This is a genomic window from Stutzerimonas stutzeri RCH2, from assembly GCF_000327065.1.
GTDB lineage: Bacteria > Pseudomonadota > Gammaproteobacteria > Pseudomonadales > Pseudomonadaceae > Stutzerimonas > Stutzerimonas stutzeri_AE.
The window spans coordinates 3,478,202-3,493,420 of sequence record NC_019936.1; the positions used below are offsets into that span (position 1 = coordinate 3,478,202).

At 63.3% G+C, this 15,219-nt stretch carries 14 protein-coding genes; 5 read left to right on the top strand and 9 right to left on the bottom strand.

Going from position 1 to position 15,219, the window contains the following annotated elements; genetic code table 11:
* Window positions 1–71: 71 nt before the first annotated feature.
* The 4 genes from hpf to PSEST_RS16115 are packed head-to-tail and all read left to right on the top strand — an operon-like array spanning window position 72 to window position 2,012.
* On the top strand, window positions 72–380 hold the full coding sequence (hpf, locus tag PSEST_RS16100) for a ribosome hibernation-promoting factor, HPF/YfiA family (protein ID WP_003302844.1): 309 nt from the start codon (window positions 72–74) through the stop codon (window positions 378–380).
* 7 nt (window positions 381–387) lie between these two features.
* Entirely contained in the window at window positions 388–852 is a 465-nt protein-coding gene (gene ptsN / locus PSEST_RS16105; protein ID WP_015278036.1) for a PTS IIA-like nitrogen regulatory protein PtsN, read from the top strand.
* A gap of 15 nt (window positions 853–867) precedes the next feature.
* The gene (gene rapZ, locus PSEST_RS16110; RefSeq protein ID WP_015278037.1) at window positions 868–1,725 is read left to right on the top strand and encodes an RNase adapter RapZ; all 858 of its coding nucleotides are present in this window, start codon (window positions 868–870) and stop codon (window positions 1,723–1,725) included.
* 14 nt (window positions 1,726–1,739) lie between these two features.
* On the top strand, window positions 1,740–2,012 hold the full coding sequence (locus tag PSEST_RS16115) for an HPr family phosphocarrier protein (protein ID WP_015278038.1): 273 nt from the start codon (window positions 1,740–1,742) through the stop codon (window positions 2,010–2,012).
* A 52-nt stretch (window positions 2,013–2,064) separates the two neighbouring features.
* On the opposite strand, the gene pmbA is transcribed toward PSEST_RS16115, so the two are convergent.
* Entirely contained in the window at window positions 2,065–3,411 is a 1,347-nt protein-coding gene (pmbA, locus tag PSEST_RS16120) for a metalloprotease PmbA (RefSeq protein WP_015278039.1), read from the bottom strand.
* A gap of 112 nt (window positions 3,412–3,523) precedes the next feature.
* Between pmbA and yjgA the strand changes: the two genes are divergently transcribed.
* On the top strand, window positions 3,524–4,045 hold the full coding sequence (yjgA, locus tag PSEST_RS16125) for a ribosome biogenesis factor YjgA (protein ID WP_015278040.1): 522 nt from the start codon (window positions 3,524–3,526) through the stop codon (window positions 4,043–4,045).
* Between the two features lie 75 nt (window positions 4,046–4,120).
* Here yjgA and tldD read toward each other — a convergent pair whose 3' ends face one another.
* The 8 genes from tldD to mreB form a co-directional block, all read right to left on the bottom strand.
* Window positions 4,121–5,563, bottom strand: a complete 1,443-nt coding sequence (gene tldD, locus PSEST_RS16130; RefSeq protein WP_015278041.1) for a metalloprotease TldD — start codon at window positions 5,561–5,563, stop codon at window positions 4,121–4,123.
* Between the two features lie 2 nt (window positions 5,564–5,565).
* Window positions 5,566–6,411, bottom strand: coding sequence for a carbon-nitrogen hydrolase family protein (locus PSEST_RS16135; RefSeq protein WP_015278042.1), 846 nt, complete (start codon window positions 6,409–6,411; stop codon window positions 5,566–5,568).
* Window positions 6,412–6,451: 40 nt separating this feature from the next.
* Window positions 6,452–10,255, bottom strand: coding sequence for a YhdP family protein (locus PSEST_RS16140; protein WP_015278043.1), 3,804 nt, complete (start codon window positions 10,253–10,255; stop codon window positions 6,452–6,454).
* Between the two features lie 49 nt (window positions 10,256–10,304).
* On the bottom strand, window positions 10,305–11,762 hold the full coding sequence (gene rng / locus PSEST_RS16145) for a ribonuclease G (protein WP_015278044.1): 1,458 nt from the start codon (window positions 11,760–11,762) through the stop codon (window positions 10,305–10,307).
* An 86-nt stretch (window positions 11,763–11,848) separates the two neighbouring features.
* Window positions 11,849–12,439 (bottom strand): Maf family protein, encoded by a 591-nt coding sequence (locus PSEST_RS16150; protein WP_015278045.1) that lies wholly within the window; start codon window positions 12,437–12,439, stop codon window positions 11,849–11,851.
* 138 nt (window positions 12,440–12,577) lie between these two features.
* Window positions 12,578–13,066: a rod shape-determining protein MreD gene (gene mreD, locus PSEST_RS16155; RefSeq protein WP_015278046.1), complete on the bottom strand. Its 489-nt coding sequence runs from the start codon at window positions 13,064–13,066 to the stop codon at window positions 12,578–12,580.
* Window positions 13,063–14,052, bottom strand: a complete 990-nt coding sequence (gene mreC / locus PSEST_RS16160; RefSeq protein ID WP_080602184.1) for a rod shape-determining protein MreC — start codon at window positions 14,050–14,052, stop codon at window positions 13,063–13,065. Before mreC ends, mreD begins: the two co-directional genes overlap by 4 nt.
* A 99-nt stretch (window positions 14,053–14,151) precedes the next feature.
* Window positions 14,152–15,189 (bottom strand): rod shape-determining protein MreB, encoded by a 1,038-nt coding sequence (mreB, locus tag PSEST_RS16165; RefSeq protein WP_003292433.1) that lies wholly within the window; start codon window positions 15,187–15,189, stop codon window positions 14,152–14,154.
* Between the last annotated feature and the right edge of the window lie 30 nt (window positions 15,190–15,219).

Consider the following 15,219-nt stretch of genomic DNA (forward strand, 5'->3'; position numbering starts at 1 on the left):
GCCCCTGGTCGAACTGTATCGGCGGCAGGCCTACCACCCTGCTCTTCGCTCAAGGCAAAGGAGATAGCAGTATGCAAGTCAACATCAGCGGTGTTCATCTGGAAGTAACCGACGCCCTGCGTGACTACATCGAGGAGAAATTCGACCGGCTTGCTCGCCACTTCGACCGCATCATCAGTGTTCAGGTGATCCTGCAGGTCGAGAAGCTCAAGCAGAAAGCCGAAGCGACCCTGCACGTCGCCGGCCGCGAAGTCGTGGCCATTGCCGATCACGAAGACATGTACGCTGCAGTCGACCTGCTGGTCGACAAGCTCGATCGCCAACTGATCAAGCACAAGGAGAAGCAGCTAGACCACACTCAGGGCGCTGTCACCCGCTGACTTCAATATGATCCGACTCGAAAACATCCTCACCCCCGGACGTTCCCTGGTGAACGTCCCGGGCGGTAGCAAGAAACGCGTCCTGGAGCAGATCGCCAAGGTGATCGCCCAGGACCTTATCGATCTCGATTCCCAGACCATTTTCGAAAGCCTGATCGCCCGGGAAAAACTCGGCTCGACCGGGTTTGGTAATGGCATCGCCATTCCGCATTGCCGCATGGTCGGCTGCAGCGCGCCGCTCAGCGCCGTGCTGCGCCTGGAAACCCCCGTGGATTTCGATGCCATCGACGGTGCACCGGTAGACTTGCTGTTCGTTCTACTGGTACCTCAAGCGGCGACCGACGAGCACCTGGAGCTGCTGCGCCAGATCGCCAGCATGCTCGACCGCGAGGACGTACGCCAAAGGCTGCGCGAGGCGCCAACCAACCAAAGCCTCTATCAGGTCGTAGTCGACGTGCAGAACGGGGCCTGACGAAATGGGCAATCGATGCGGCTGATCATCGTAAGTGGGCGCTCGGGCTCGGGTAAAAGCACCGCGCTGAACGTACTCGAAGACAATGGCTTCTACTGCATCGACAACCTGCCTGCCGGGCTGCTGCCGGAGCTTGCCGAGCGCGCCCTGTTGCATACCGAGCTACTGCACCCGCAGGTCGCCGTATCGATCGATGCGCGCAACCTGCCCAGCCAGCTCAAGCGCTTCCCGGAGCTGCTCGAAGAAGTCCGCGCCCGGCATATCCTCTGCGATGTGCTCTATCTGGACGCCGATGACGAGACCCTGCTCAAGCGCTTCTCGGAAACCCGTCGCCGTCACCCACTGACCAACGAAAACCGCTCGCTGGCCGAGGCGATCCACGATGAGGAACTGCTGCTGGCTGCGATCATCGATCACGCCGATCTGAAGATCGATACCACGCATCTAAACCTCTACCAGCTGCGTGACGTGCTCAAGCTGCGCCTGCTCAACAAGCCAGAGCCGGGCACGGCTTTTCTGATCGAGTCATTTGGATTCAAGCGGGGCATGCCCGTCGACGCCGACCTGGTATTCGACGTGCGCTGCCTGCCCAATCCGTACTGGAAGGCAGAACTGCGCGACTTCTCAGGCCTCGACCAACCGGTGATCGACTATCTCGCCGCTCAGGCCGATGTGGAGGAAATGTTCCAGGACATCCACGCCTATCTGAGCAAATGGTTGCCGCGGTTTGCCGCCAGCAACCGAGCCTACGTCACCATCGCCATTGGCTGCACCGGCGGGCATCACCGCTCGGTCTACCTCGCCGAACGGCTGGGTCAGGCCCTCAGAGAGCCGCTGAAGAACCTGCAGGTCCGTCATCGGGACCTCGCCTAGGAATACCTGTATCCATGCCCGCCCGCGAAGTAACCATCATCAACAAACTCGGCCTGCATGCTCGTGCTGCAGCCAAGTTCGTCGCCGTAGCCAACCGCTTCCCCTGCAAGATTCGCGTGGGTCGGTGCCCCGACACCCTGGTCGACGGAAAAAGCATCATGGCCGTCATGATGCTTGCGGCGAGCAAGGGTACATCCGTGCACCTGCACACCGAGGGCGAGCAGGAAGATGACGCGTTGAACGCCCTGATTGCGCTGATCGACGACTACTTCGAAGAAGGCGAGTAAAGCGCCGGGCCAAACGGCGCGGACCGTTTCCAGCCGCGCCACTGCGTTTGCCTCACTTACCGGCGACCATCATCCTCTCGATCAGCACCGAGCCGGTTCGCACATTGCTGCGTGTTTCCACGTCACAGCCCACCGCAACGATCTGACGGAACATGTCACGCAGGTTGCCGGCGATGGTTACCTCCTGCACCGGGAACTGGATCTCGCCGTTTTCGACCCAGTAGCCACCGGCACCGCGCGAGTAGTCGCCGGTAACTAGATTCAGCCCCTGACCCATCAGCTCGGTTACCAGCAGACCGCGACCCATCCGACGGATGAGCGCCGCCTGATCTTCGTCGCCGTGACTGACGAACAGGTTATGCACGCCCCCCGCGTTGGCTGTGCTCGGCATGCCCAGCTTCCGCCCGGAGTAGGTCGATAGCACATAGGACAGCAGACGGCCGTTCTCCACGAACGGCTTGGCGTACGTCGCCAGGCCATCACCATCGTAGCTGGCACTGCCAAGCGCACGTGGGATGTGCGGGCGCTCATCCAGGCTTAGCCATTCGGGAAACAAAGTCTGTCCAAGGGCATCCTCGAGATAAGACGCCTTGCGATACAGGTTGCCGCCGGATATCGCCGCGATGAAGTGGCCGAACAGCCCGGTCGCCAACTCAGGAGCAAACAGCACCGGCACCTCGCAAGTTGGCACCGGCCGCGCCCCGAGACGCCTTACCGCTCGCTCGGCGGCGCGCCTGCCGATCGTTTGCGGGTCCAGCAGCGCTTCACCGATGCGATTGACGTCGTAGAAGTAGTCGCGCTGCATCTGGCCTTCGCTTTCAGCGATCATCACGCAACTCAGGCTATGCCGGCTGCTGCAATAACCACCGATGAAACCGTTGCTGTTGCCATAGGCTCGGCAGCCCTGATGGGTATTGAGACTGGTGCCGTCCGCATTGCGAATACGCTGATCGACCGCAAACGCTGCGCCTTCACAGCTCAAGGCCTGTTCGATGGCCTGTTCTGGCGTGATGTTCCACGGATGATAGAGATCCAGGTCGGGCAGCTCGCGTGCCATCAGCGCCGCATCAGCCAGCCCGGCGAACTCATCCTCGGACGCATGCCTGGCGATGGCCAGTGCGGCCGCCACGGTTTCCCGTATGGCCTCATCGCCACTACCGGTAGTGCTGGCAGAACCCTTGCTCTGACCAACATAGAGCGTAATGCCGAAGCCCTGGTCACGGTTGAACTCGACAGTCTCGACCTCCCCCTGGCGCACCGTGGTGGACAGTCCCTGCTCCATCGAGACCGAAACCTCGCTGGCGCTGGCACCTTGCCGACGCGCTTCCTCGATGATGCGCTCGACCTTCTCGCGCAACCCGGGCAGCGCGTGCGGGCCGATGCCTTCTACTTCACTCATAAGCACTCCCAAACGACCGCAATCGAATCAAGTTGCAACCTGGCGCCGCTCCTCTGAAGCCTGCCGCCAGGGCTGCTGTTATCATGGCGGCATTTCCTAATGGACCATCCCCATGTCTGAACACTCCGACGCCGAAGATTTCGACGAAAAAAGCAAATCCCAGGTCAAGCGCGAGCTGCTTGCCCTTCAGGAACTCGGCGAGCGCCTGACCACTCTCAAGCCGGACCTCATTGCCCGCCTGCCGCTGAGCGATGCCCTGCAGAAGGCCTTGGCCGACGCCCCCAAACACAAGGCACACATCGCCCGTAAAAGGCACATTCAGTACATCGGCAAGCTGATGCGCGATCAGGATGTCGACGCCATCCTGGCACTGGTCGATCAGCTCGACGCCTCGACTCGCCAGTACAACGAACGCTTCCATGCACTGGAGCGCTGGCGCGACCGTCTGATCGGCGGAGATGACGCGACGCTGGAAGCCTTCGTTGTCGAATACCCCGAAACCGATCGCCAGCATTTGCGTGGGTTGATCCGTCATGCCCAGCACGAAGCGGCACGCAACAAACCGCCAGCCGCCAGTCGCAAGATCTTCAAGTACATCCGCGACCTCGACGAAACCAAGCGCGGGCTGCGCTAATCGCAGAACCGAACCGGAAGCTGCAAGCCGAGGCCGTTACGGCCCTGCGTTTGCAGCTCGGGATCCGCAGCGCCCTCAAGCGCCTGTTCCGCCTACCGTGATCTCATCGATTTTCAATGTCGGCTGACCGACGCCCACCGGCACCGACTGCCCATCCTTTCCGCAAGTACCTACACCGCTGTCCAGCGCCAGATCGTTGCCGACCATCGACACCCGGTTCATCACCTCCGGACCGTTGCCGATCAGGGTTGCGCCCTTCACCGGCGCGGTGATCTTGCCATCCTCGATCAGGTACGCCTCGCTGGTAGAGAAGACGAACTTGCCGCTGGTGATATCGACCTGCCCACCACCAAGGCTGGCGCAGTAGATGCCCTTCTTCACCGAGCGGATGATCTCCTGCGGATCGCTCTCGCCGGCGAGCATGTAGGTATTGGTCATGCGCGGCATCGGCAGGTGCGCATAGGACTCGCGGCGGCCATTACCGGTCGGCGCAACGCCCATCAGCCGTGCGTTGAGCTTGTCCTGGATATAACCCTTGAGAATGCCGTTCTCGATCAGCGTGGTGCACTGCGTCGGTGTGCCTTCATCATCGACGCTGAGCGAACCACGACGGTCGGCCAGGGTACCGTCGTCGACGATGGTGCAAAGACTGGACGCGACCTGCTCGCCAATCCGGCCGCTATAGGCCGAACTGCCCTTGCGGTTGAAATCACCCTCCAGGCCATGCCCCACGGCTTCGTGCAGCAGCACGCCGGACCAGCCAGGGCCGAGCACCACCGGCAACGAACCGGCCGGTGCCGGCACCGCCTCGAGGTTGACCAGCGCCTGGCGCAGGGCTTCGCGGGCGTAGCCCATGGCGCGGTCCTCGGTCAGGAAGTACTGATAGCCGGTGCGACCGCCGCCGCCCTGCCCACCACGCTCACGCCGACCGTTCTGCTCGACGATCACGCTGACGTTGAAGCGCACCAGCGGCCGGATGTCGGTCGCCATGCCGCCATCCATGCCAGCCACCAGGATGTGCTCCCAGACACCCGCCAGGCTCACAGTGACCTGCTTGATGCGCGGGTCCAGCGCACGGGTCGCGACATCGATGCGCTTGAGCAGCTCGACCTTCTCGGCGCGGCTCAGCCCATCGAGCGGATTGTCCCGGCTGTACAGCGGAGCGAATGCCGCCTTGGACAGAACCTTGACCTGGCCCTGCTGCCCGCTTCGCGCAATCGAGCGCGCAGCCTGAGCGGCCTGGCGCAGCGCATCGGCGGTGATGGCATTGCTATAGGCGAAGCCGGTCTTCTCGCCAGACAGCGCACGCACGCCGACGCCCTGCTCCAGGTGGAAGCCGCCCTCCTTGACGATGCCGTCCTCGAGTACCCACGACTCGGACACCTGGTCCTGAAAATACAGGTCCGCAGCATCCACGCCGGGGCCGGCAAGCTCGCCGAGCAGGCCGGGCAGATCGTCGATACCCAGGCCGCCAGGGGTCAGCAGGCGCTCGGTGACGGGTAACAGCAGTTCACTCATATTCACTCCAAACGGTCCGTGACCAGGCACGGTACGGAAAATCGGCGGTGGCGTTGCACCGGCATGCGCTGGCGAATGGCGGCCTGTTCCGCCACATCTCGCTCGGCGACGAGAGCAGCCGGAGCGGTTGCCTGTTCGCATAGCAGGCGGCCCCATGGGTCAACGATAGACGAATGACCATGGGTGAAGCGACCGCCTGGGTGCTCGCCACCCTGTGCCGCAGCCAGGATATAGCATTGGGTCTCGATGGCGCGGGCGCGAATCAGGCTCGTCCAGTGCGCCTCGCCAGTCACTGTGGTGAAGGCCGACGGCACGCTGATCAACTCCGCACCCGCTGCGCGCAACGCCGTATACAGCTCGGCGAAGCGCAGGTCGTAGCACACGCTCATGCCCAATCGCCCAACCGGCGTATCGACCACGACCAATCGCTCACCGGCCGCATAGTCATCGGACTCACGATACTGGCCGCGGCTGTCGGCCACCGCCGCGTCGAACAGATGCAGCTTGTCGTAGCGCGCCACGCGCTGCCCTTGATCATCGAACAACAACGAGCAGGCGTTGGGCTTGCCCTGCGGGCACTCATCCGCGGGCAACGGCAGCGTTCCGGCGACTATCCATAACCTGAGGTCACGCGCCGCCTGTTTCAACCAGGGCAGGATCGGCCCCTCCCCCATCGCTTCAGCACGCCCGAGCGCCGCCGAAGCCTTATGCCCCATGGCAGCGAAATTCTCCGGCAGCACCGCCAGACGAGCGCCGGCCTGTGCCGCCCGCTCCAGCAACTGTCGAGCGCAGGTCAGATTGAGCGCAACGTCAGCCTGGCTGGCCATCTGTATCACGGCTAAGGACATGACTTCCCCGCTGCTGAAAGACGAAGCCCGCGACTGCGGATCAGTTGGGCTTCTCGAATGGTTTGTCGAAACTGATCTTCGGCGACTGCCACGGCCCCTTGACGTCGTACTGCACGCTGGCGAAACGCGCAACGCGGTCACCCAAGAGCTTGTCCGCCACGAATAGCGCACCGCCGATTGCCGGCGCACCGACGATCAGTGCCGCCAGCGGCAGGTTGTTGCTGATCGGCAAGGTTACCAGCAGCTTGGCGTCGATCTCATCACGGGCCATATCCAGCTTGCCGTCCAGTTCGAGGTTGCTCGACGGACCGCTGACCGTGATCGGCTCGCGGGTCGTGAACACTCCGGAGCTGGCCTGCAGGTTGCCGTCCAGACGGTCGTAGCTGAGGCCTTTGCTGAACAGATCGGAGAAATCCAGGCGCAGGCGGCGTCCTATCGAGTTGAAGTTCAGCACGCCGAACACGCGCAGTGCCTGAGCGCTGCCATCGATCTCGACGAACTGCCCCTTGCGTAGCCGCGGTTGCATGCTGCCGGAATAGCGCGCCATGGCGAACCAGGCCGGCGACCCCGGCCACTGGCCGTCCGCATCCAGTCGAAAGGTTTCACTGGTCACCGACGGGGCAAAGCCCCAGGCCAGCAACACGTCAGCCAGATTGCGGCCTTCGAGGCGACCTTTGTACCAAGTCTGGGTACCGTTCCAGCCGCCGACACCGGCGATCCTCAGGCCCTTCAGGTCAAGGGCGATATCACGGAATTCGACTCCGCCGCTGACCGGGCGCAACTTCAGCGCCCAGGCACCGAGTGTGTCGTCCCCCATGGCGACCTGGTCGATGGAGACATCCATCGCCGGCAGGCTTTGCGGATCCACGTCAGCCAACGGATCGGGACGAGCACCAGCCGCCTCGCCGGTCGCCGTCGCGGCGGGCAAGCGGAGGTGTTGCAGATTGGCCACGATGACGCCGCTCTCGGCATCTGGAAGGCGGACCGCGCCGCTGATGAGCGAGCTGCGCAAGTTCAGCGCCCAGGCATTGCTCAACCGCTGCAGGTCAACGCCGAGGTTGTCGATTCGGGTGCCGAAGCCATCGAACCGGCCGACATCGACCTGCACCTGGCGCAGCAGGGAACCGGTCGCCTGCTGTGGATCACCCTTGCCGTGCTGGTCGAGCACTGCCTGCCAGGCCTTCCAATCGAGTTCAGCCAGGCGGCCTCGTACATACAGCCCGGTGCGGGCCGGCAGATTGGCCGCGCCAGCCCCCAGACGCAGCTCGCCGCGCCCTTGCGCCCAGGCACCTGGCGGTGCAGCGAAGGCCAATGCAGCGAGTGTCCCGTACTGCACACCGTAGCGCCGCTCAGCGCCCTGCAGGGACATGCGCAGCGAGGTGGCACGGCGTACGCCAGCCGTCTTGCCGAACGGCGCCGGCAGTTCGATGCGCAGCCCCTGCAGCGAAGAGTCGATCTGCAACTGGCTGTTCTCACCCGCCAGATCCAGCCGCAGCTGGTAAGGCAACTCACCACTGGCCGGCAATGGCTGCTCTACTTCAAGCCACTTGAGCAGCTGCTTGAGCCCCACGTCGCCACGCGCTTCGACGCGCGAGGCAGGCTTGCCGGGCGAGCCCGTCGCCACGGCCTTGCCCCTGACCGGGCGGCCGAACAGCCGAGCCTGGATGTCATCTGCGCTGAGCCCTTGCGCAGTGTCGTACCGGAAGTCGCCGCGAAGCTGCTCGAAGCCAAGCGCAGGCTCGGCGATCCGCAATGTTGCATCGCGGCTGGAGAAATCCACGATGACCCGCGGCGTGCCTTTACCCAACGGAATCTGCAGATCCAGAGCGCCATCGAGCTGCCCCTGTCCCTGCCACCCCGCGAAGATCTCGCCGGTGCCGATTGGCGCTTCCTGCAGCAGCTTCAACGCATCCGGCAGACTGCTGCTCACCTTTCCCTTGACGGACAACTGCGGCACTTTCCCACTGCCGGCATGGGGAATATCGGCTGTCGCGTCATACACGCGGCTGTCGAGAATCCTGCCTTCGGCAAGCCGCACCCGCACCCCGCTATCCTCGATCAATACCTCACCGCGCCCCTGCCGCAGCACGGGCCAGCCAGGCTGAAAGGCCAGCTCGGCGTCACGCACCTTGAAATACAGGCTCAGGCTGCGCGCACTGTCGGAAGCGTTCTTGCTCAGCGCGCCCTGGTACTGGAAATACCCCTGCTCGACGGTACCACCACGTATGGCCGCCTTGAGCCAGTCGACCAGCGCTGGGCTCAGCGCCGGCGACTTGGTGGGTAGGTACTTCTCGGTATAGCCGGCGTCGCCGTCGCTGAGGCCGACGCGCAGGTCCATGTAGTCTTCCGCCTCTGGATCCCGCATCAGGCGGATGAGGAAATCCCCGGCGATCTTGCCTTCTTCGCCATCGACGCGCAGATAGGGTGCGGCCAAGGTGAACGCCCGATCATCCAGCGTCCAGGTCAGGCGACCGGCACCATGCCGATAGTGCCAGGGCTCGGGATACAGCGGTGCGAGGTGCAGGCTGAAGTCGTCGCTGTCCAGGCGCAGCTCGCCGCCGGCAAGATCGCCCTGAATGCTGCCGCTTGCGTTGCCAACCGCCGGAATCCAATTCTGCGCCGCGAAGTTGATCCGATCCAGATTGGCGGCGAACCGCAGCCGCTGCGGCGAATCCATGGCAGGGTGGTAATCGAGGCGAAGATTGCGCACCGTTCCGCTGGGCTGCAGCGTCGAGAGCGTCTCGGTGGCGGCCGGCGGTAGCGGCGCCAGCCCGCCAACGAGCGTGGCGATCGGCGCGATACCCAGCCGATCGGCTTGCAGCCGCCAGTGCTGCTCGCCCTGGTTCTGCTGCAGAAGGATTCGCGCATCGCCCCAACGCTCGCCTTGCAGATCGAAGGCCAGTCGGTCGAGCAGCAACCGATAGCCCTTTTCGGTGTGATCGACGTAAGCCTCGACGGCCAGGTCCTCAAGCTGCACGGGCGCACGATCGGCAAACGACGCGTTCAGCTGCGGCGCATTCAAACGCAGCACGGCACGCTCCAGCTGTTGCTTGCTCCAGCGCGCCCACAGCTCGCCGCCTGCCTGCACCGAATGCAGATTCCAGTCGGCAGTCAGGCGTCGTGGCAGCCACGCGGCCCAATCGCTTTGCGGCAGGCTCAGGTAAAGCTGCGCTTCGGCCTGTTGCCAGCGCTGCGCCTGCACGCGCCCCTGAACGCGCAAGGCCAGGGGCTGGCCGTCCGGCAGAATGCTGCGGGCATCGAGCCTAAGCCGCTCGTTGTCGACGCGCAGGCCCAGATCGGTATAGCTCAGGGTCAGCGGCGATTCGCCGAAGGGCTCGAGGGTGATCTGACTGTCCAGGACGGCGAGCCGTCGCACCTGCTGCAACGCCTCGATAAGCTTCTGCGGGTCGGGCGGAGGCTGCTCGGTTCGCTCCGGCAGCCCCTCCACTCGCCATTTGCCCCCGGCATCTTCGGCCACGGAGAGATGCACACCGGCCAATTCCAGCGTTGCGAGGCGCAGCCCACGTACCCAAAGGCTGGCAGCCAGATCAGGGACGATAGCGACACGGTCCAGGCGCATGGCTCCGTCGCCCTCACCAAGCAGCACATCATGTGCAAGCAGCTTGGGCGCGAAGCCCTCCCAGCGACCTTCCAGCCGGCCCAAGGTCACCGGCATGTTCAGCGCCGCCTGCGCCTTTTCCTGAACCTCGTTTCGATACTCGGCCACCAGGGGCACCAGTTGCCGGCCGAGGCTGACGTACAGCGCGGCCAGAATGAGCCCGAACGCTGCCAGCCAGAACAGCTGGCGCGACAGGATCACGAGAAAAGCGGCGAGGCGGCTCATACGGGTGCACTCCGGTCATCCTGGCCCGGACGGCCTGATCTACCTCTGTTCAGAGCAACACCACGTCGTACTGTTCCTGCGAGTACATGCTTTCCACCTGGAACTTGATCGAGCGACCAATGAACGCCTCGAGATCAGCCACGTTGCCCGACTCCTCGTCCAGCAGGCGATCGATCACCTTCTGGTTGGCGAGCACCCGATAGCCCTCCGCCTGGTAGGCCCGTGCCTCACGCAGGATTTCGCGGAAAATCTCGTAGCAGACGGTCTCTGGCGTCTTCAGCTTGCCGCGCCCCTGGCAGCACATGCATGGTTCGCAGAGCACCTGTTCCAGGCTCTCGCGGGTGCGCTTGCGGGTCATCTGCACCAGGCCGAGCTCGGTGATGCCGATGATGTTGGTCTTGGCATGGTCGCGCTCGAGTTGCTTCTCCAGCGTGCGCAGGACCTGGCGTCGGTGTTCCTCGTCTTCCATGTCGATGAAGTCGATGATGATGATGCCGCCCAGATTGCGTAGCCGGAGCTGGCGGGCAATCGCCGTGGCCGATTCGAGGTTGGTCTTGAAGATCGTCTCTTCCAACGTGCGATGGCCGACGAAGGCACCCGTGTTGACGTCGATGGTCGTCATCGCCTCGGCCGGATCGATGATCAGGTAGCCGCCGGACTTGAGCATGACCTTGCGCTCCAGCGCCTTCTGGATCTCGTCCTCGACACCGTAGAGATCGAAGATCGGTCGCTCGCCCGGGTAGTGTTCGAGACGGTCGCCCAGTTCCGGCATCAACTCGCCGACGAACTGGGTCACCTTCTGGAAATTCTCCCGCGAATCGATACGGATCTTCTCGATCCGCGGATTGACCAGATCGCGCAGGGTGCGCATGGCCAACGAAAGATCTTCGTAGATCACCATGGGCGCTTCGACGGTCTTGATCTGACTGGCAATCTGCTCCCACAGACGACGCAGATAACGGATATCCATGAGGATTTCGTCACTGCCGGCGCCCTCGGCCGCGGTGCGCAGGATAAAGCCGCCCGCCTCCTGAATGCCCTCGGCTGCCACGCATTCTGCAACGATCTGCTTGAGTCGTTCGCGCTCGGCCTCGTCTTCAATGCGCAGGGAAATCCCGACATGACTCGTACGCGGCATGTACACCAGATAGCGCGAGGGAATCGACAACTGCGTGGTCAGGCGTGCGCCCTTGGTGCCGATGGGGTCCTTGGTGACCTGCACCACCAGGCTCTGCCCTTCATGCACCAGCGCGTTGATCGGCTCGACGGCGTTGCCTTCACGGGCGGAGATCTCCGACGCATGGATAAAGGCGGCCCGGTCCAGGCCGATGTCGACGAAAGCCGCCTGCATGCCGGGCAGCACGCGCACCACCTTGCCCTTGTAGATATTGCCGACAATGCCGCGGCGCTGAGTGCGCTCGACGTGCACTTCCTGCAGAACACCGTTTTCAACCACCGCCACCCGCGACTCCATGGGGGTGATGTTCATCAGGATTTCTTCGCTCATTCTTATTCTCGGCGGTGGCTTGATGTGCAGCGCTAGCTGGTCGTTGGGATCGATTCTAACCGGCAAGCATGCCGAAGCCACAGGCTCTAGCTTGAGCCTTTGGTCCAACGTGGAAGGCCGAACGCATCAACAAGCTGGGCCGTTTCACACAGCGGCAGGCCAACCACCGCGGAATAGCTGCCGTGCAGCTGACTGACGAAGACCGCTCCCCAACCCTGGATCGCGTAACCACCCGCCTTGTCTGCGGGCTCGCCGCTGGCCCAGTAACGCTCGGCCTCGGCCTGCGCGATGGCACGGAAGGTGACTTCGCTGATGACTACACGAACTTCGCATGCCGTGCGGCTGGCCAATGCCAACGCCGTCATGACGCGGTGCGTACGCCCGGAAAGCGCCGCCAGCATGGCGAGCCCATCAGCGCGGTCGACAGGCTTGCCGAGAATGTGTTGATCGAGCACCACGCTGGTATCAGCGCCAAGTACGCAACCGTCCTGATCACTCAGACTGGCCAGCCCGGCAAGCGCTTTCTCGCGCGCAACACGCTCGACATACGCCTCGGGGGATTCGGTCGGTGACGGTGTTTCATCGACCGACACGTCGATCAGCGAAAACGGAACACCTATCTGTGCGAGCAGTTCGCGGCGGCGGGGTGATGCCGAGGCAAGATACAAAGCGCCCATGACAGATCCTCAACGATAAATAAGCGACAGCGTCGCATATCCGCCGGGCTCGAGAAAGACGAAAGGGACGGCCGTAAAAGGCGCAGTTGATGCCTCAGGCCTGGCGCCAAAGCGGATCGCCAAAAGACGCGCGAGGCCTCAGTAGACGGAGAAGCGCTGACGCATGCCTTGCAAGGCCACGAAGACCCAGGGCCACAACAGTGCGCTGATGGGCACTGGCACGAGGAACAGTAACGTCGGTGGTCGGTTGCCGGTCAATGTGTTGAGCCACAGCTGAACCAGCTGGGCCAGGCCGAGCACCACCAACAACACCATGCTTTGCTGCCACAGCGGAAACATGCGCAGGCGCTGCTGCAGACTCAGCACCAGAAAGGCAATCAGAATCAGCGGCAAGGCGCTCTGGCCGAACAGGGTGCCGGCGAGCACGTCCTGGGCCAGACCGAAACAAAACGCAGCGCCCAAGCCACCCCGATGGGGCAGGGTCAGCGACCAGAAGGCAATGACCAAGCCCAGCCACAACGGCCGAGCAAGCTCTGCGCTGCCAGGCATAGGTGCGACGCTGAGCAGCAGCGCAAGCGTCAGGCTGAACCAGATGACCCAGCTATTGTTCGGACGTCCACTGATCATTGCCCCACCTCCGCTGCAGGCACCGCCGGTGTCTCGGCAGCTGGCGGGGCGGCGCCGGTCTCAGCTGTGCCCGGAGCCGCTGACGCCTCGCCACCTTCGGCAGCCGCCTTCTGGTCGGCGTCGGCCTGGGCTTCAGCCGCTGCAGCCGCGCGCTCTTCCGGCGTGCGCGAGTCGCTGAAGACCAGCATCAGGTAGCGACTACGATTGAGCATGGCGGTCGGGACCGCGCGCACAATGGCGAACGGCTGGCCGGACCCATGCACCACTTCGGTCACTTGAGCTACCGGATAGCCGCTGGGGAAGCGCTGGCCTAGCCCGGAACTGACCAGCAGATCCCCGGCCTTGACGTCAGCCGTTTCGGCCACATGGCGCAGCTCGAGATAGTCCGGATTGCCGGTACCCACGGCGATCGCGCGCAAACCATTGCGATTGAGCTGCACCGGAATGCTGTGAGTGACGTCGGTGAGCAACAATACGCGCGCAGCGTAGGGCAGTACTTCGACCACCTGCCCCATCAGGCCACTGGCATCCAGCACCGGCTGCCCCATGAAGACACCATCCTTCTCGCCCTTGTCGATCAGGATGCGATGGGTGAACGGGTTCGGGTCGAGACCGATCAGCTCGGCGACGATGACCTTGTCGTCGACCAGTGCCGCCGAATTGAGCAGTTCACGCAGGCGCACGTTCTGCTCGGTGAGCATTGCCAGCTTCTGCAAGCGTCGCTGCATCAGCAACGCCTCGGCTTTGAGCTTCTCGTTCTCGGCCATCAGGCTGTTGCTGCTGGCGATCTGCTCGGTCGCGCCTCTCCAGATCCGCACCGGCATATCGGCGACCCAGTAGAACGGCGTCAGTACCAGGCCCATCTGACTGCGTACCGTCTTCAGCGCGTCGAAGCGGGCATCCACCACCATCAGCACGACACAAAGCACGACGAACACCAGCAGGCGCACACCGAGCAGAGGTCCTTTGGCAAATAGCGGCTTGATTGCAACTACCTCACGAACAAAAGCTTGAGACTAAACGTGACAAGCCGAAAGCCGGCGCAACCGGATCTTTCGGCTTGTCATGAGCACAGCTGCGCAGGCTCACTCGGTGGACAGCAAGTCCATGGCGTGACGATCCATCATTTCCAGCGCACGACCACCACCACGGGCCACACAGGTCAGTGGTTCTTCGGCGACGATCACCGGCAGACCGGTTTCCTGAGCGAGCAGCTTGTCCAGGTCACGCAACAGCGCGCCACCACCCGTCAGCACCAGACCGCGCTCGGCGATGTCCGAAGCCAGTTCCGGCGGGGACTGTTCCAGGGCGCTCTTGACCGCCTGAACGATGGTCGCCAGCGACTCCTGCAGGGCTTCGAGCACCTCGTTGGAGTTCAGCGTGAAGCTGCGCGGCACACCCTCGGCCAGGTTGCGGCCACGCACGTCGACTTCACGCAGCTCGCCGCCCGGGAAGGCAGTTCCGATTTCCTGCTTGATGCGTTCAGCGGTGGATTCGCCGATCAGGCTGCCATAGTTGCGCCGCACATAGGTCACGATGGATTCATCGAAACGATCGCCACCGACCCGCACGGATTCGGCGTAAACGACGCCATTGAGGGAGATCAGCGCGATCTCGGTGGTGCCACCACCGATGTCCACAACCATCGAACCACGCGCTTCGTCCACCGGCAGACCGGCGCCGATCGCGGCCGCCATCGGCTCCTCAATCAGGAACACTTCGCGGGCACCGGCACCCAGTGCCGACTCGCGAATGGCACGGCGCTCGACCTGGGTCGACTTGCAAGGCACGCAGATCAGTACGCGCGGGCTGGGCTGCAGAAAGCTGTTCTCGTGCACCTTGTTGATGAAGTACTGCAGCATCTTTTCGCAGACGCTGAAGTCGGCAATCACACCATCCTTCATCGGACGGATCGCGTTGATGTTGCCCGGGGTACGGCCCAGCATGCGCTTGGCCTCGGTGCCTACGGCGACAACGCTCTTCTGGTTGCCGTGGCTACGAATGGCGACTACAGAGGGTTCGTCGAGAACGATGCCGCGATCGCGCACATAAATAAGGGTATTGGCAGTGCCCAGGTCGATCGACAGATCACTGGAAAACATGCCACGCAGTTTCTTGAACATGGGAAAAGGGCCCTGGGGCAAACGCGTGGG